The sequence below is a fragment of the Paenibacillus sp. V4I7 genome, from assembly GCF_030817275.1.
Lineage (GTDB): Bacteria > Bacillota > Bacilli > Paenibacillales > NBRC-103111 > Paenibacillus_E.
Genome location: NZ_JAUSZD010000002.1, coordinates 6,059,521 through 6,076,853 on the forward strand (window position 1 = coordinate 6,059,521; position 17,333 = coordinate 6,076,853).

Sequence of the window (17,333 nt, forward strand, 5' to 3'; positions counted from 1 at the left end):
TTACTCCTCCTTGCTGTTCCGTGCAGCTTCGGGCAGGCGAATGGTCACTTTAGTGCCGCCGGCGACTCCTGCCTGGATCTCAAGACCCGTACCAAAAATCCTCAGCATTCGCTGATGAATGTTGCGAAGTCCTACGCCGCCTTTACCTTCATAATTCTTCAAGAGTATCGATTGCGCCCACTCAGGCATACCTGCGCCATCGTCTTCGACAGAGAGAATGATATAGCCAGGTGCCGAGTGTACGGATATCGTCACGGTGCCGCCTTCTTCTTGTTTGGTTATTCCGTGCCGCACGGCATTCTCGACGAGCGGCTGCAGCGTCAGAGGCGGCAGCAGACAAGAAGCGAATTCATCCACCTCGTAACGGATACGGAGCCGTTCACCGAAACGGGCTTGTTCAATTTGGAGGTAGGACTCGACCAATTCCAGCTCTTTGCGCAGAGGAACAAGCCTTTCTTTGTTCTTGAAGTCGAAGCTGCCGCGCAAATAACGGCTGAGGTTCAAGAGCAGATCATGCGCAGTCTGAGGTTCCTCCAGTGAAAGGCTTATAATTGTATTCAGAGCATTATATAGAAAATGGGGCTTAATTTGCGCCTGCAGAAACGCCAGCTCCGAGCGGACTGCATCCTCTGCGGAACGCCTCATCTCCAGCAGTGTACGCGTCCTTGCCCGCAGTTCATAGGCTTGGAACGGCTTGCTTAAATAATCGTTCGCACCTACCTCGAAGCCGTACACCACATCCGACTGCTCGTTGCGTACCGTCGTAAGCAGAACGGGTAACTCGAAGAGCGCATACGTCTGTCGAATTTGAAGACAAGTTTCATACCCCGTCTGTCCCGGCATCATCACGTCCAGAATGACTAGCCCGATCCTGCTGCCTAAACGGTTTAGTATCTCCATGGCCTCCTTCCCGTTCGCAGCCGTAATAATTTCATAGGGCTCGTCTGCCAGCACCGCCTGAAGCACCCGAAGATTAATCGGGTCGTCATCGACCGCCAGAATCATGTGATCCCGTTTTGAACCACTACCCGGGATAAAGGCCGCGGTAGCCCCAGTCTCCAGCCAGGCGGCCGTCATGTCTGCAGCCTCAAGGTTTAAAGAGCTTGGTAGCCGAACTTCTTCCATGAGACTACCATCACTGACGGGAAGCGTGAAGGTAAAGACGGAGCCCTTCCCCACCTCCGATTTCACAGAAATCTGTCCCCCATGGAGCTCAACCAGCCTCCTTGCGATACCAAGCCCAAGTCCGGTACCACCGAATTCTCTGGCAACGGACGTCCCTACTTTTTCAAACGATAAGAAGATCGTTTCTAACATATCCGCTTCGATACCCATACCGGTATCGGCGACCGCCAGATGCAGATTACCTCCTTCCGCCCACGCCGATACAGTAACCTCGCCTTCCGGCGTAAATTTAATCGCATTTCCAATGAGGTTATAGACAATCTGCAATAGACGGCTCTCGTCCGCATGCGCATAAGGCAGCGTCTCCTGCCAATTGAGGTTAAGCGTTACCGGCTTGTCCCCGATATAATGGCGAAACACCTCTTGCTGTGCCGATACAACTGTGCGAACGTCGACGGCTCTGCACTGCAGTTGAATACCGCTGTTCTTCAGAAGGGACAGATCAAGAATGTCGTTAATGAGATTCGACATGCGGCGAGCTACGGAGACCACAACCTCCAGCTGCTCCTGCTGGTGCCTGTTCAACGAACCCGCCTTCTCTTCCATCAGTGCCAGAGAAAGGTTCATAATACCGTGCAGTGGCGTTTTCAGCTCATGCGAAGTGTTGGCTAGAAATTCGTCCTTCATCCGGTTGGTAGCTATCAATTGTTCCGACATTCGGCTGATAATGCGATATGCGTTCGTAAATCTGCGGGCAAGCTCCATCGCTTGAATAAACACGAGCAGGATAAAGCCGTACGGCACGAGCTGAAGATCGTCCCAGATGATCCAGCCGTTGCTGTACAAAATATCATGGAGAGCCGCAACACCAAAGAGGAGCCATCCCAAAAGTTGGAGCCATGCACCTTCCCGTTTCCGCCAGGCTGCCCATGCAAATCCAAATAAAATATATGCCAGACTCACGAGGGAGACGTATTTGTACAAATCATTAAATCGTGTATACCATTCGGCAGGGAGCAGAATAACAGTTCCAATGAATGCACAGCCAACACCAGCCAGCAATTTAATGACGACCGGGTGAAACTCCTTGGGATACAACTCTCTCACAAACAGAAGTGCAAAGGTTACACCTCCATAGTAAGTTACATATTCTAGCAAAATTAGCAGCCGAATATCGGTATTTGGATAGAGTTGGACGATATACATCCCGCCTACCGCTCCTATTCGGATGGCGCCTAAGAGACAGCAAATGCCGAAATATAAGGCTGAACGCTCCGACCGTCGATTCGCGAACAGCGCGAGTTGATATAAGCCCAATAACGCACAGCCACCGAATACCGCCATATCCACGATACCTGTACGTTCCTTCAAGGCAAGCATCGTTTGCTCAGTGCCAAGCGACAAGCTGTACCAGATTCCGCCATGCGGATAAATCTCATTGGCCACTTGGAGGATAAGATCAAACGCCTTTCCAGGAGGATCGAATGAAACGGTTTGGGGCAAATAGGCGGCTTGCACGGCTGTCCGTTCAGATGAGACGACGCCTGTCTCAGCAATAACTCGACCATCAACCAGTATGCGATAGGCTGGAGCTATTGCAGGAATTTGCAGCGCTAATGTGCCGGAGTCCCCTTGCGTGAGTATGGTTAGCCGATACGTGGCGTAGCCTCGCCCCGACAGACCATAGCTCTTCCATTCGCCGGGAACCTGTGCGAAAATCGGCTTCACGCCCTTCTCTGAAGTGACTTTGGTTTCTGTCAGCAGCTGATTCCAATACATGGACCAGCGACCGTTAAGTCGGACAGGTCCGTCTTCATACAAACTCCATTGTCGCAGATCAAGGATACCTTCTACTGCCTGAGGACCGCTCTTAGCAGAAATAGTCTCTGAAATCGGCACATACAATGCTGCTGCAGCAATCATCAAGCCGACCAATATAACGAGTCTCTTGCGCCAACTATGTGACTTCATTCAATAATCACCTCTTTCGGCGAGCACATTTCGACTCTTACCCTCCAAAAAACTCAACGAACGTGAATATGCCGATCAAGCTCAAGATCCACAGCAACGGGTATACATTCCATAGGAGCGCAGCTCCGTATTTCTTGCGTTTGTAGAGTACCCAACCTGCTATCAAAGCTGCCAGCACGCTGCTCGGATAAGAGAGCAAGTAGGCAAGAAAAAGCCAGGTTTTCAACTCTTCGAACATATTTTCATAAACACCCATCATTGCAATGGCAGAAACAAACAACCACACAACGATAAATAAAACGTATACGACTTGCATGCTAATCAATAACCTCAGTGTTTTTCTCTGACTCATCCAACTTCCTCTTTTCAATCATGTTTCTTGCTTTGTCGTCTGTGATTCTATCATATCGAATCGAAAATTTCTCTCATAAAATTAACTGCGTGAACTTTATCGTTCACGCAGTTGGGGTATCGGATCTTAGGCAGGTTACTCGTTATTTTTATTTTGTGCCAACATGTTTAAAGGATTGAATTCATTTGAACCTTTGCCTTCCACTAGGCCAAGTTTCTGAATGCACCTTCTGCCCAATGTCTGCAAATTGGGTTGAGGCATTCGAATCGATAGACAAACCTAAAGCGTTTGCGATCATTGCCGCCATTTCAAAGCGGGTTATTTCTGCGCTCGCACGGAAACTGCCCTCCTCAAAACCCTTGATAATTCCGGCTTGTACAGCTTGCGCAACCTCTTTCCGTGCCCACGCGACCTGTTCCTCCCGATTTCACCCGTGTCGAATCTTTCCCTAGCATAGCGGTTTCATCTCTGCATTTGACTGAAAAGAAAGCGCTTCATGTCAGGTTTCGGTGAAAAAAGTCGTCAAAACTTGAAAAAAACAATTCGAAAAAGGGCTCAAAACCAAAACCAGTAATTGACGAATTGATCTGAGGTTGAAAATGGAAAAACATCTGCTAATCCTATATTGTTGAAAGTCCTACCCAACAACAAAAAGGAAGAAACAGATGCAGAATCAGTGTATCAAGGAAATGCTCGACATACCAGAGCTACAGATCCACCATATTTTGCCGATGAATGCAGATGAAATTCATATAGAGGTAACACCAGTAGCCCACAAGCAAGGCTGTCCGCTTTGTCAATCCGATGAATTTGTCATACGAAAGGAACCAATGATTCGCGTACGGTTAGACATCTTCCGGCGTTCAGAAAAAAGGTGTATCTCGTGTTACCTATTATTCGGTTGTATTGTTTCGTTATGTGATGTCGGTTTTGTCTGGATGTATGCGTTTGTCGGGTCTAAACAACGGTACATCCAACTACTTCGACAACGGGCGGCTGAGCAAGCTTTTGGTTCCACCGCTGCGCATAGCCCTTATGCAGCAAGCACCGGCCTGCACCGTGCAACGGATGCACAACGAAGCGGTCCCTGTGGAGAACGAGCGACTTTCCAAGCAAGCGTGGACACAAGCGAAGGAAAGCAGCGGCCTGGTCTTGGGGGTCGATGACTTTGCTATCAAGAAAGGGCATACCTACAATACAGGCATTCATGACCTCAAAAGGGGAGACGATGCTGGATCTTTTGTGCTGAAGGAAGTTGGAGGATTTTCGGACCTTATCATTGAAGCCTTGCAGGAGGTTCGTAAATCTGTACAAAGCACGCTTTCTCCACGAGCAAGAGCATTACTCAAAGCGAATCACCGATTGCTGAACCCTCAAACGGAATCTCTATCAGCAGAAAGCAAGAAAAAGCTGAATGAACTGCTGGGCTACTCTTCGCTCCTGCGCCTTTCGACTTATGAGCTGATTACGCAAGCACTGATTATGAGGTTGAGCTAAAATAGGTTTTTTTCCGATTCGTAAATATATATGGACACCAACTTATCATTTAGTTCAAAAATATGAGGTTTAACTCCATTTAATTCCATGATAAATACATTATTAGGATGAATATCCTCTGTATTTTTCTCTAGCATAAGTCCCTGATTTTCAAACGAAGTCATGATATCTTTTATCGTCAATAAGTTCTTTGAGCATGCTATGTTCCAAAAATTTCTTTCAGTTGTTCATCTAACCTAGCATCCTCCTCCACCACTCCCACAAAAATAATAAACGTTCACCCAATAGAGTGAACGCCTACTAATTACTTCAAATCTTAATTTCACTAAAAGTCTCTTATCTATTTTTGCAAAGAAAAGAATTTGCGGACTTGCTCATCCCTCAACCAAAGACCTCCCCAAACCAACACTGCAAGATAAACGGGAAACAGGATCGTAGAAAAAAGTGGGGCATCTAGACGAACCTGTGTCGCAATCACGCCGCCAAAATAACCGGTTAACACCACTGCACCTAAGATCGTTGTACGAGGTAAGGCATAAAGAATAGTAGAAAGAAGTCCAAGTATGCCCATCAAAAAAATATGATGTTCCTGGTAACCAAGTGATACGGTAGCATCAACAACAAACGCAGGTTTAAATAATTTCATGATACTGTCAAGCAGCATAAACAAAATGGCTATTCCGCTCATCACTCTTGCCGTCCATAGTCGGCCTTTAGAAATTGTTCTTGTCATCGTCCATCTCTCCTTTTAACTGACTCCAAATTGATTACAAAAACTATAGAAACACAAATGATGCTTACTTATTTCTTTTATCACACCTGTTGAATAAAGTTCAACAACCTTGCTAATTGAATTTGTCCTTCATGAATACGACGAGTGAATAATGCTGAAATCGACAAAGGAAGTAAATATTTATTATTTTTTTAATCTCATACGAAAATGTACCTTCTTTGTGATGCCAAACCACGCATAACTGCCCTTAGTTGAATGAATAAAAAGAGGAGCTACCGCGATGCAAGCTCCTCCATTATAGAAACCAATCGATTAAACTATATGCTTACATGAACTTACCGCCGATAGATGGCAATGACGTTTTACGCAGCACTTGCACCCCTGTCGCTAATGAGATCAGGAAACAGCTGCAGATGAGAAGCGAGAGTACAGACCATTCGAAGATGCTGCGGCCAAGATATGTCTGCCAACCAATTGCGATTAAACCGAGTAAATAGGTGATACCTGTTAAATGAGTCCATTTGCTGCGAGCATTTGCCGTAAATGAAGTGCGGTCAGACAGCCAAGCGACAACCGGTAAAGCTTGCAGCGCGTGGAAGCCAAGGCCATGTAGAACAATAATATTCCCGTGAACGCCTACGATTCGGCCGTTGTTGACTGAAATCCAAATACCAGCCATAAACGAGAGCATGACTGCGATCATTGCATATCGGATACCTACAACCAGCGCTGGGTGGCGCATGTACGCTTTTTTGCGGAAATATTGAATGGCTAAGAACAGGTAGCACAGAATCAAAAACAAAGCTACGAAAGCGAAAATATCACCGACCATCTCGTCAAAGGGCATACCACTCTTCACAAACCTTGGGTTGACGCCGCGAAAATTTTGCACGGTTTCCGCAAAGTAGGAATAAAGAGCCAGTAGGATATAAGACCATCGGAAGAAGGCTCTGCCTTTCACACCCATTGCAGAAAATGGAGCGAGCGCCGCCGTTGACAGCAGAAATATTCCCAGTGCCGCATTAAAAGAGACTGCGTTGGAGATATTCCCATCAGGCGATACAGGTCCCCCATACAACAATACCCACACTGCACATATCCCAGCAAGTAGAAAGCCGAGTAACCCGGTCAGTACTAACCATTTCTCTCCCTCAAAAAACTTTACGGACGACTTGTTTGTTTCACCCGTGCGCTTCATTCCTTCAATAACCATCATGTCTCCTCCTTTTGGTATCGTTCGACTTTGATGTATTTATTGTACAACTAAGGAGATGGAGCGAGATCTTGCTCAAGTCCAGAATTTGCCTAGACTTTAGTCGTAATTATTGCAATGCAGTAATGTATTAACTTCTCCGTTCCCAGTTACGTCCGCTCACCCGCTGTTCAACTGCTGCCATTACACAACCGTCAGTATTATTCGGAAACTGCTAAAGTCCCAACTTTTGGTGCCTTGACGTCAGCAGCTGTAGCTCAGCTTCAACGTTCCATCGAAAATCGTGCTGTAGCAAAGCTTATTACCGGAACTTCTTCCAATGTTATTCAACGGATGAAGAAAGAAAACTTGACGTTGACGGATAAAAATACGTTCGCGGGCATGGTTGAATGGGTGAATGCGAGGCCTAAACTTACGAAAGTGTTGGACATGGATTGAAGTATTTAAATCATTCATGGAAAAAATCAGACCGAGACTAACAACCCTCCTCTCGGTTTTAATGACGTCACTTTTTATGCAAAGTCGGTATCCGATTACTTCATACAAAATCCTGAAATACAAAGGGTTCGGCAAATGCCGAACCCTTTATGGTCGAAATAGGGAGACATCGCAGTCTTTCGACGATCCATACACGGAATAACCATATGTTATGACCTTCTTTGCCTCTCCTATCCAAAATAAAAGATGCTATTATTTCGCATCGTGAAATATAATACCCAAACTGTATCTTGTGCCTGCTGTAACTGTGTTTACACCGTGTCGAAGAGTCGTTTTATAATAGCCTCGCGTTCCCAAAACCGGGCGATGATTGGCTGGAAAAATCAGACCTTCTCCTTGTTTCAATGTGATGACATGGCCTCTACTTTGCGCCCTCGGACGTTGCTCCACCAATAGTAACTCCCCGCCTGTGAAATCTTCTTCTCTTTGATTAAGAGCGAATACGACCTGAAAGGGAAAGAATACTTTCCCATACAAATCCTGATGCAGACAATTGTATCCCCCCGCTTCATATTTCAGGATCAATGGGGTTGGCCGGTTCTGCCCCTCTTGATGGCATTGATCGAGGAACTCCGCTAATGTTACCGGATAAGAAGCATTGCGGCCCAATTGTTCTAGCCAGCGATTTGCTGTTATGGCAAGTTCCGGATACAATTCTTCGCGCAGCTGTTGAAGCAAAAATGGAAGGGGATTGTTGTAATATTTGTACTCCCCGATTCCAAAGCGGTACCGAGCCATGTCAATGGTCGTTCGAAAGTGTCCTTCTTCCTCGTAAGTGCTTATGATTTCCTTACATTCCGTATTGCATAACAAATCAGGTAGTTTGGCATAACCGTGCTCGTCCAGCGATTGCTGGATGAAATTCCAATCTAGATCAGCTAATCTTTGCGACAGATTCTCAAGCATGCTGTAAGCCTCCCTCTTTGCGCGCATCGTCACCTTCAAGTTCCAATAGCTTCTTTTTCATTTCCATGCTTCCGCGATAGCCGGTTAATGCCCCGAATGGTAATTTGTCGATGTTTATCCCTCTGCGAACAGTATAACCCCGAAAATAAGCTTTTGTACGCATTCTCGAATGTAACAGCAAGATAACGAAAATAATTTATAAGTATTCCTTTACAGGAATATTCCTGTTGTGGTATATTCAAAACAAGAAAACAAGAACAATACAATTTGGAGGATGATAATATGAATAACGCTCAGGAAACGAACAACACGCTCACGTCCATTGCAGGTCAAGAGCTCCGTATCACCCGTATCTTTCATGCGCCGCGGGAACTGGTTTTCAAGGCTTGGACAGATCCGGAGCATTTGCCGAAATGGTGGGGACCCAAGGGCTTTACGAATACCGTTCAAGAAATCGATATTAGACCAGGCGGTGTATGGCGTTACGTTATGCACGGTCCGGATGGCGTCGATTATGATAATAAAATCACCTACCACAAGATAGTAAGCCCAGAGCAGCTTGTATACTCCCATGGCGACGGTGATGAGGACGATCAATTTCAAGTGACGGTCACGTTTGCCGAGCAAGCTAATACGACGACAGAGCTCACCATGACGATGCGATTCAAATCAGCCGCTGAGCTTGAAAAAGTGGTCAAGGAATACGGGGCTATCGAAGGCGCTAAATCGACACTTAATCGTCTCGAGGAACAACTGGCCACTATGTAAAGACTAAAATCAACTTATAAATTGAAGGGAGTAATAAATTTATGAAAAAAACGAAAGTTATGTATTGGATTTTCACAGCTTTGTTGGTAGTCTTGATGGGCGTTGGTGCTATCCCGGATATCCTCTATGCACCGGAAGCGGTTGCCTTATTTGCTCATTTAGGCTATCCCTCTTACCTCCTGCCCTTTCTGGGTGTGGCCAAATTACTAGGTATTCTAGCGATACTGATTCCTGGCTTTCCGAGAATTAAGGAATGGGCTTACGCCGGGTTTACATTTGACCTTGTGGGTGCGATGTATTCAGGTATCGCGGTGGGCGATCCTGTCGGCGGATTGGCGGTTTTCATCATCGGATTTATTGTCATCGGCGGGTCTTATGTGTGTTATCATAGGAAACAAAGAGCTGCATCATTAAGTCAGCCACCCGGCTTAGCGGCATAAAAGAACTCCACTCCCTTGCCCGGTATATGTTGAAGGAAGGAGCGCATGAACATGGGCTTGATCACAACAACCTGGAGCGCACTAGCAGAGCCCAACCGATTGCACATCGTCGAACTCCTGCGGGGCGGTCCCCTCACCGTAGGGGAAATCGCCGAACGCCTCAGCCTCCAGCAGCCACAAGTTTCCAAACATCTCCGCGTCCTAAGCGACGCGGGGTTTGTTGAAGTACAGCCTAGCGCCAATCGGCGTATCTATAAGCTTCGAGCCCAGCCCTTCATTGAAATGAACACCTGGTTGGAATCTTACCGCCGCATGTGGGAGGAACGCTTCGATCGATTGGACGAATATTTAAACGAATTGCAGGGAAAGGGGAAGCAGTAGGGGTTCACCCCGTTCCCGCATAAAAAAAGACACCTTCTCAGGTGTCTTTTTTGCCTATTGAGGTTTCTTACTGGTTATACAGGAAACATGACTTTCCCTTACTTTACTTGCTCTTTTGTGCCCCAACTTTCAGCAAAACCGTTACTGCCTCTGGGTCATATTGCGTACTGAAGTCTACTCCCTCAAAACGAAAAATTTTTCATCAATGGCATGATAAAAGAGATTACTCCCATCCCTAGCTTAAAAAAGCTGCCCATGTTGCCCAAGAAACCTCCAGCTCCAGCAGTACCTGTTGCAGCACCACCTTTACCAAGGCCACCCAGTAATCCGCCAGAGCCTCCTCCAAAAAATCCCCCAGAACCCCCACCGCCAAGAAGGCCAAGCATGCTTGCTAATCCGCCTCCGCCAAGCAAGCCTCCTAAACCTCCTAAATTGGATATTTGTGCTTTGGCTTTGGCTTTACTTCGGGGGAGCTTCCGATTTCCTTTGAAGCCTTGAAGAATGACTTGGTCGCCTTGTATTTCGTTTAGAACTCCGTAATATAGAGAACCATTCTTGAGCACTACACCTACCGGTGTTCCTAAGATGTCTTTTACTTGCGAAGAGATAGAGGTTGATGATGCAGGAATGGCCTTTTGTCCTACTTTCACGCGTCCGTGTTTTTTTTTACGCTGCTGTAAAATTTTCATTCCCTGCTCACTCATCCTTTTAAATGAAATATATATTTATACGTTCGGTACATAGTGCTTGCTTGGACGTATGCCTCTGGGAGTCAACCGCCGAGCCAAAGCGCAAACTTATTGTAAGATGAATCACATGATTCTTAAAACATAACAAAACCTGTTCTGTACGGAATTATGGGATATCCAAAGACATAACTGTACGGAAAGCCAAGATACATTGGTGTAACCATAGGGTAGGGTGCATAAGAAAATCCGAGAATAGGGCCAAATAATTGCATTCCTGGATGTGGACTTTGATTGTTTATTTTGAGACCAGTTATTCCAGGTGGCCATACCGTTCCAATATTCCCAATTGCCTCAGGTCGCCCAAAATTCATTTCATTTTCAATGTTTACCATTAGCATTCACCCAACTTATATTACAGTCTGATGCTAGGGTATGCATTGTGGGGTCATTCAGTTCCGGTATAACTTGAAGTTGAAATGAGTATGAAATTGGGCTGTATTGAAAAGGTCATATATCCAATCACCTAATAACCACTGACATATGATAAAACTAGATTTTATCTTGAAGGAGGTAAAAGAGCAGGTGGAGAGAATATATCCGATTTGCGAGGCAACTGTAATGCCTTTCGTAGGAAGACCAATTTGCGCAGTCTTACATGATGGAACGCATTATTATGGGACTATTGAGGGAATTGATGGCGATCGATTGATTATTAACGGCTATCTTGGACAACGGGGTGAAGTTGGGACATACGCTTTGAATAATAATAAGTCCGTCAAAAAACAGTCCACCAAAAAAGCCAAGCAAGTAAAAACTTCAGCTTTTTTACCTGGTTACGGTTTTGAAAGATTCTTCTTTCCATTCGCAGCACTTGCGTTTTTGTTTGCCTTACCGTTTTTCGGGTTCCCGTTTTTCTATTAATTAAGTAAGTAAATTCTAAGCAAACAATAAAGACGGCGGCCATTATTGGCTCCCGTCTTTTATCGTTGGATTAAGAAGTATTAAATTGCAAAAGCTGATGTGATGATTACTAAAAGAATAAAAAGAACCAGGACAAATGCGCTTGAACGTCCATAACCTACTTCGCTCATGTTGACTCATTCCCTTCAGTCATTTTTCCCTACGGTATATTTATACGTTCAGTACATATCGCTTGCTTGTATATATGACACGGAGCAACCGCTGATTGTTTTGTTTCGGTACGGGGAAAAGACTTCGCAGCAGATCTCAGACCGACGAAAAAAAACGAACCATCCACTTTCCAATGTATTTATAGGTCTCATTCAACTATCGTTCCTCGTTAGTGCAATGAATCAGGGTTAACTCACCGATTGTTATCTGCGATAAATCATTCCGCATGGCAAATCCATCCCGCAAAAAGTCCAGTAGAATAAAACCGGGTTATATTCGTAAATCCGGATTCTGCCAATAGCCGCTCGATTTGATTTTCAGGAATGAAAGAAATTTTCATAATGCCTCTGTTTACCAACTCGTCCACTTTGGATAATTCGCGGCCGGCATCCAACCAAAAACTTTTCCATACGTTTAATCTGGCTTGAAGCTCGGCATCATCGGGGTCTCCGTACGCGCTAACGAGTACGAATGGAGCTCCCGGTTTCATATTATCCTTGATGGTTCCGAGCAGCTTCAACTTCTCTTGGTCATCGTCAATGAAGTGAAGAACCAAGATACAACTTGCAGCATCGAACCTCGAGTCTGGAAACGGCAGGTCGTCAATCGTTCCCTGGATGAGTTTGACGCGGCTTTCCAAGCCTAGTTGAACTGTTTTATTTTTAGCAATCTTAAGCATCTCTTCAGAAGTGTCGACTCCCGTGAACGTCCATTTCGGGTTAGACGGTCCCCATGCGGAAAGTTCATTTCCGCCTAATTGTGCTCGATAGTAAGATTGAACCATCGCGAATAACGTATCATATGTGGGAATCGAGATTCGAGTATTTTTCTCGTATGCAAGAGCCATTTCGGAATTGAATGTAAATAAAGTCACCCTGATTTCCCCTTACGCTTTTCAATATTATATTAGAGATATAATAGATTTATTATATCGTTAATGACTTCAAAAAAAGAACGGATCATCACTCCGTCTTAATTAATTTCGCCAAATCCGCTATTTTCTTGTTCTCCAGATACTGCTCCATCTGTCGCTCGGCGTCGATCACAACCTGCTGGATCAGACATTCGTTTCCGTGATCCAGGCTGCATTCGAACAAGGATGCGGTCCCTTCGATCGCATGGATGATATCCAGAAAGGAGATATCTTCCTGCTTCCGTCTGAGGCGGTACCCACCGTTTGCGCCGGGTGCGGACTGAATCAAACCGGCCTTAACAAGCTTGGTCATCATCTTGGACAGATAGGTCTGCGAAACGCCCAGCTTCTCAGCAAGTAATTGAATGCCAACAGGCTTATCGGGCGCCGCTGTTACCAGATAGAGCATCACATGAAGCGCATAGTCGGTCGCCTGAGAATATTTCATTTCATTCAGCACCTCCATTAACGACTTTACGAATCCATATTAACTCCAATGTATCTAAAAGGCAAGCATTTAATCCGAGTCAGTACCGCAAGCGTACAGTCTATTCCCGGTCGATGTATCGATTGCGCTAATCGAGCAGTTGAACCGCCGTTTAGTGTACCTGCTTCGCTCTACCCCCTGAGGCCGATTTCTCCCGCACCTACCGGCACCCAGAAAACGGCATTTAGACGCTGGACGCGCCCTTTCGTTTTTTTCGTGGCACAATCTTCACCATATCGCGCAAATCACGAAACTTCGTGAGCGGCAGAACTGGTAGTAGGATATCAGAAACGGACGAGGTGACTCGGTTGGTTCCCTCCAGTTTTTCGAGAAATCTTTCGTTAATTCACCAGAAATGGAGAAACATTCTCCATTTCTGGTGATGATAAAAAAAGTATTTGACCCCCAAGAGATCAAATACTTTAATAGTTGTAAAAATGGTTAGTTTCCTATAGGCTTACCGTCTTTAAATTGCCCTTCAAACGTAATCTTCCCATAGTAATCCATCAGCTTGCCGGTTCCTTCCGGCACACCGTTTATCATCATTCCTTCATAGATTTGTCTATCCGAGTGGGGCTAAAGGTGCCAATGATTTATCCAATTCTGGGAATTCAGGTCTATTTATAGCAACTGGCACAGGTGAAGGAGGGGGATCTGGTTTGAAGTTCGTTGGTCCGTCCACAGATTTTTTAATCTGTAGCGGCATCGCCTTCATGGTTACCCCATCAAGCCAAATGAGCGTGTCGCCAATAAATGCAATTGGCAACGCGGGTATCAATTGCTCCCCGGACTGTGTCAATTGCATGGTCGTACCGTCGTCTATTCGAGCTCCCATAAGTTGATGAATGCCATTCTTGTCTTCATTCACCCACGCAACATAATTATCGCCTACCGCTGATTGGGCATAAACGCACGTACTGTTGTTAAACGGTGTTAAGTACTGAATTTTGGGCGAAGTCCCACCTAGCTGCAATAACGCTAATTGTCTTCCTTTATCCGTTTTTGATACATAATATAGAGCTGTATTCCCTTTAAACTCAACAAAACTATTGAAAGTATAGCCCCCTGGAGGAGCGGTCTCTAGCTTTATAACGCCCGACTTAAGATCATACAGATTTAATTTTCCTCCAGATTTAAAAAGCACATTGCCGTTGTCAACAATTGGTTCTTTACCTGACCCAATAGTCGATATGGTACCCGTAGCCCATTCATAGGCGAATAGGCTGCCTCCCGTTTCCCAAACGATAAACTCGCCAACAGTGCTTGGAGCTGAGAGTGGTCCAGGTGTGTCTGTAAGCTTTTTCTCGTCTCCTGTACTCAGATCATAGGCATAAACATTGAAATCGAATTGGGAATCGGCTTTTTCCAGCCACACTACAAGTGTACCGCCGATGGAAGCACTTCTCTTATGCTCTGGTATGGTTGTGATTTGCTGCTTTTCACCAGTAACAATGTGCTGTACTGTGATTTGGTTATTGTCCAGCCAAACCATATTTTGTCCTGAGATTGTGGTTTCCCCTGAGTATCTTGTTGGGAAAATCGTTTCCTCTGCGAATGCTCTAGGAATGTAGGAATTCCCGAACAGACACCCTGTAGCAATAGCTAGAGACATGATTAAGTAAAGATGTTTTCTAAACGTTGTTTTAACCATAGGTATGTTCAGTCCTCCGTAATGAAATAAATACAACAAGTTCCCCTAGATAATCCAATAGTTCTTCTGATATCGACATAGGACTTTTGTTATATTTATGCAAAGGAAAAGAACGCGCCAAAACCTAACATCTAAATCTTAATACCATCTCAAGGCGACAGGCAGACATTGGATAAACAAAACAATGCTCTTCAAGCGTTTCATCATCGTATTCACCCTTCCAAAAAGACAGAAAACGCCTATCCGTGTAGGATAGGCGCCATTGCCTTAAGTATTAGCTGCACATTGTTGTGCGGTTAATTGAATTATACGTCCAGTCAGTTCTTATGTCAACTATAGTGACATGAAATAATACTGCCACGTACTTAACGCGTGTTGAGTGTTCAGTTCAATAAAAGCAGCGGCAGTCTAGGATAGCCTAATACGAATAGCCCTTTCTTGAACGCGGTCAAGCATAAAATCCCAGCGCCATTTTTTTTCATCCACAGCAGCACTAACATTATCCAATACTTCTCTAATGGTCCGCATATCACATATGGCAACGGAACGTCGGGATTAGAGAGAACAAAATCCAAGGCTATCTGATGGGGATTGCTCGTCTCAAGTGACTCCGGCTCTACGCGCTTCATAAAACGATAAAGGTATTGGTTCGTCAGTGCCGTATCGATGCAATTAATTCCCCTGTCCAAAGCTGTATGGAATGAATCGATAACCACGTCACGACTTTTCTTTGCTTCATAAGGTTGCCCGACGAACACTGAAAAAGAAAAAGGAATCAAGCCAAGAACAAACAATAGAATACTATCGCCGAGATTAAATAAATAGCCACCAAGCCGCTATGCGCCATCACATGTCTAAAAATGACATCAACACCAGCTTGTTCGCATGCTTTTCCAATTTTTGAATACATTTAAGTATTCGATAAACAGGAGGACACTAGTCATGTCACAACACGGGCAATCGTTCATGAGAGGTACGCTGGTCTTGTCTGTCGCTGCTTTCATCAACCGTATTCTCGGTTTTATCAGCGGCATGTATATCGCTCGCGTACTGGGCGCAGAGGGGATCGGCATCTTGATGATGGCGCATCCGCTCGTCCCGCTCGTCATTACGATTACGGAGCTTGGATTGCCGGTGGCAATTTCAAAGTTGGTCGCAGAGGCCCACGCTCGCGGCGAACGGATGAAAGTGAGGCGCATCCTGCATGTCTCGCTCGCTGTCACGGGCGTCTTGAGCGTAGCTCTTACGACCATATCGTTACTTGGATCTGAGTGGATTGCATCCATTCTGCTAAGCGACCAACGCGCTTATTACGCGATGCTGGCGATTACGCCGATCGCGCCGATCGTTGCTGTCTCCGCTGTATTAAAGGGATATTTCCGCGGCATGCAGCAGATGAAGACCATTGCCGCTTCCGATGTGCTGGAGCATACGGTGCAAATCGCCTGTGTACTTGCGCTGGTCCACCTATTGCTGCCTTACGGCGTCGCTTATGCGGCTGCCGGAGCAATGGCCGCCTCTGTTGTCAGCGAAGTGATCAGCCTCCTATTCCTGGTGACATGCTACAAGCTATACGGTGAATCGAGGATGCCGGGCGAGACTTGGGCAAGTCACCTGAAACAAGGAAGAAGCACACTCGGCGAGCTGCTGCAGATCGGACTGCCGACGACCGGGCACGGTGTCATTCATTCGTTATACAGCACCTTCCAACCGCTTCTTATTACAACCAGCCTGGCGCTGGCCGGCATCGGCCCGGCGTTAGCCACGAAGCAATTCGGCCTGCTGGCCGGCTATGCGTTTCCGATGCTGTTCATGCCAAGTTTTATCACGCAGTCCTTGTCCACCGCTCTCATTCCTGCGATTGGCGAAGCAGCAGCGAACAAGAACAGTCTGCTCATACATGAGCGGATGAATCAGGCTATGAACTTGGGACTCCTAATCGGCGCGCCGGCGACCGTTATCCTGTACGAGTGGGCAACTCCATTAACGACACTTGTCTATAATGCCCCGGAAGCAGGATTGCTTTTGAAAATATTGGCGCCGATGTTTTTCCTGCATTATTTCGACGCTCCGCTTCATGCGATTCTACTCGGGCTCGGTCGCGCTAAAGCTACGCTGTGGAATTACGTAATAGCCACCGTATTCAAGGTTATCTCGATCTTCGTGTTCGGCAGTCAATTTGGTATTATTGGCGTTGCGTACGGCATCGGTATCGGCATTGTGATACAAACACTGCTGAACTTCTTTTCCATCTCAAGCTCGATCGGATTTTATTGGAGTATTCGTCCTTATGTCAAGGTTGGAATCTGCATGATGCTGATGGCGATATGCGGACACTGGACCTATAACTATGTTGCCAGCCATGGTATGCCGCAGTTATGGTGCGTAATCACTTCAATCGTCTGTTCCTTGTTACTCTATTTCGCCGCACTCGTATTGACGGGTACGTTGAATTGGAAAAGTACGCGCCACCGATTTTCGATTCCATGGTAAATTTACTTGAAAAAGAAAAAGCAGCCACGATCGGCTGCTTTTTCGCTGCTGGCTTATAGCGTAATGTTCTTTTTCCATGTTAATT

General features: G+C 45.7%; 18 protein-coding genes and 2 pseudogenes. 7 read left to right on the forward strand and 13 right to left on the reverse strand.

The window, feature by feature from the left end; all coding sequences use genetic code 11:
- The 3 genes and pseudogenes from QFZ80_RS28400 to QFZ80_RS39200 form a co-directional block, all read right to left on the reverse strand.
- A complete protein-coding gene (locus QFZ80_RS28400; protein WP_307562163.1) occupies positions 1 to 3,096 on the reverse strand; it encodes a hybrid sensor histidine kinase/response regulator in 3,096 nt (1,031 codons plus the stop codon).
- Positions 3,097 to 3,133: 37 nt separating this feature from the next.
- Positions 3,134 to 3,448, reverse strand: coding sequence for a hypothetical protein (locus tag QFZ80_RS28405; protein WP_307552509.1), 315 nt, complete (start codon positions 3,446 to 3,448; stop codon positions 3,134 to 3,136).
- Between the two features lie 181 nt (positions 3,449 to 3,629).
- Positions 3,630 to 3,848: pseudogene (locus QFZ80_RS39200) on the reverse strand (S-layer homology domain-containing protein); the annotation flags it as partial.
- A gap of 265 nt (positions 3,849 to 4,113) precedes the next feature.
- Here QFZ80_RS39200 and QFZ80_RS39355 point away from each other — a divergent pair.
- Positions 4,114 to 4,894, forward strand: a pseudogene (locus QFZ80_RS39355) (transposase family protein); the annotation flags it as partial.
- 391 nt (positions 4,895 to 5,285) lie between these two features.
- Here the strand turns inward: QFZ80_RS39355 and QFZ80_RS28415 are convergent.
- Together QFZ80_RS28415 and QFZ80_RS28420 are read right to left on the reverse strand one after the other, a co-directional pair.
- On the reverse strand, positions 5,286 to 5,678 hold the full coding sequence (locus tag QFZ80_RS28415; RefSeq protein WP_307552506.1) for a DoxX family protein: 393 nt from the start codon (positions 5,676 to 5,678) through the stop codon (positions 5,286 to 5,288).
- Positions 5,679 to 6,003: 325 nt separating this feature from the next.
- Complete coding sequence (locus tag QFZ80_RS28420; protein ID WP_307555936.1) at positions 6,004 to 6,891, reverse strand: hypothetical protein; 888 nt, start codon at positions 6,889 to 6,891, stop codon at positions 6,004 to 6,006.
- 237 nt (positions 6,892 to 7,128) lie between these two features.
- On the opposite strand from QFZ80_RS28420, the gene QFZ80_RS28425 reads away from it, so the two are divergent.
- Positions 7,129 to 7,329 (forward strand): hypothetical protein, encoded by a 201-nt coding sequence (locus tag QFZ80_RS28425; RefSeq protein ID WP_307552505.1) that lies wholly within the window; start codon positions 7,129 to 7,131, stop codon positions 7,327 to 7,329.
- Positions 7,330 to 7,581: 252 nt separating this feature from the next.
- Here the strand turns inward: QFZ80_RS28425 and QFZ80_RS28430 are convergent, their stop codons facing one another.
- On the reverse strand, positions 7,582 to 8,295 hold the full coding sequence (locus QFZ80_RS28430; protein WP_307552503.1) for a 2OG-Fe(II) oxygenase: 714 nt from the start codon (positions 8,293 to 8,295) through the stop codon (positions 7,582 to 7,584).
- Between the two features lie 282 nt (positions 8,296 to 8,577).
- On the opposite strand from QFZ80_RS28430, the gene QFZ80_RS28435 reads away from it, so the two are divergent.
- Genes QFZ80_RS28435 through QFZ80_RS28445 form a run of 3 tightly spaced genes read left to right on the forward strand, consistent with a single transcriptional unit; the run spans position 8,578 to position 9,884 of the window.
- Positions 8,578 to 9,063: an SRPBCC family protein gene (locus QFZ80_RS28435; protein ID WP_307552501.1), complete on the forward strand. Its 486-nt coding sequence runs from the start codon at positions 8,578 to 8,580 to the stop codon at positions 9,061 to 9,063.
- A gap of 41 nt (positions 9,064 to 9,104) precedes the next feature.
- Entirely contained in the window at positions 9,105 to 9,503 is a 399-nt protein-coding gene (locus QFZ80_RS28440) for a DoxX family protein (protein WP_307552499.1), read from the forward strand.
- Between the two features lie 51 nt (positions 9,504 to 9,554).
- On the forward strand, positions 9,555 to 9,884 hold the full coding sequence (locus QFZ80_RS28445; RefSeq protein ID WP_307552497.1) for an ArsR/SmtB family transcription factor: 330 nt from the start codon (positions 9,555 to 9,557) through the stop codon (positions 9,882 to 9,884).
- 182 nt (positions 9,885 to 10,066) lie between these two features.
- Here QFZ80_RS28445 and QFZ80_RS28450 read toward each other — a convergent pair whose 3' ends face one another.
- Both QFZ80_RS28450 and QFZ80_RS28455 read right to left on the reverse strand, forming a co-directional pair.
- Positions 10,067 to 10,573, reverse strand: a complete 507-nt coding sequence (locus QFZ80_RS28450; RefSeq protein WP_307562165.1) for a hypothetical protein — start codon at positions 10,571 to 10,573, stop codon at positions 10,067 to 10,069.
- A gap of 134 nt (positions 10,574 to 10,707) precedes the next feature.
- Positions 10,708 to 10,965 carry a hypothetical protein gene (locus QFZ80_RS28455; protein WP_307552492.1) on the reverse strand — a complete coding sequence of 86 codons (258 nt, stop codon included), beginning with the start codon at positions 10,963 to 10,965 and terminating at the stop codon, positions 10,708 to 10,710.
- Between the two features lie 190 nt (positions 10,966 to 11,155).
- On the opposite strand from QFZ80_RS28455, the gene QFZ80_RS28460 reads away from it, so the two are divergent.
- Positions 11,156 to 11,494 (forward strand): hypothetical protein, encoded by a 339-nt coding sequence (locus QFZ80_RS28460; protein WP_307552490.1) that lies wholly within the window; start codon positions 11,156 to 11,158, stop codon positions 11,492 to 11,494.
- Between the two features lie 80 nt (positions 11,495 to 11,574).
- Here QFZ80_RS28460 and QFZ80_RS28465 read toward each other — a convergent pair whose 3' ends face one another.
- The 5 genes from QFZ80_RS28465 to QFZ80_RS28485 all read right to left on the reverse strand — a co-directional run bounded on the left by QFZ80_RS28465 (position 11,575) and on the right by QFZ80_RS28485 (position 15,549).
- A complete protein-coding gene (locus tag QFZ80_RS28465; RefSeq protein ID WP_307552488.1) occupies positions 11,575 to 11,664 on the reverse strand; it encodes a YjcZ family sporulation protein in 90 nt (29 codons plus the stop codon).
- Positions 11,665 to 11,921: 257 nt separating this feature from the next.
- Positions 11,922 to 12,578 carry a class I SAM-dependent methyltransferase gene (locus QFZ80_RS28470; RefSeq protein ID WP_307552487.1) on the reverse strand — a complete coding sequence of 219 codons (657 nt, stop codon included), beginning with the start codon at positions 12,576 to 12,578 and terminating at the stop codon, positions 11,922 to 11,924.
- Between the two features lie 88 nt (positions 12,579 to 12,666).
- The gene (locus tag QFZ80_RS28475) at positions 12,667 to 13,065 is read right to left on the reverse strand and encodes an RrF2 family transcriptional regulator (RefSeq protein ID WP_307552484.1); all 399 of its coding nucleotides are present in this window, start codon (positions 13,063 to 13,065) and stop codon (positions 12,667 to 12,669) included.
- A gap of 601 nt (positions 13,066 to 13,666) precedes the next feature.
- On the reverse strand, positions 13,667 to 14,755 hold the full coding sequence (locus QFZ80_RS28480; protein ID WP_307552482.1) for a TolB-like translocation protein: 1,089 nt from the start codon (positions 14,753 to 14,755) through the stop codon (positions 13,667 to 13,669).
- A gap of 383 nt (positions 14,756 to 15,138) precedes the next feature.
- Entirely contained in the window at positions 15,139 to 15,549 is a 411-nt protein-coding gene (locus tag QFZ80_RS28485; protein ID WP_307552480.1) for a hypothetical protein, read from the reverse strand.
- A 148-nt stretch (positions 15,550 to 15,697) separates the two neighbouring features.
- Here QFZ80_RS28485 and spoVB point away from each other — a divergent pair, with 148 nt between their 5' ends.
- Positions 15,698 to 17,248, forward strand: coding sequence for a stage V sporulation protein B (gene spoVB / locus QFZ80_RS28490; RefSeq protein ID WP_307552478.1), 1,551 nt, complete (start codon positions 15,698 to 15,700; stop codon positions 17,246 to 17,248).
- Positions 17,249 to 17,333: the final 85 nt, after the last annotated feature.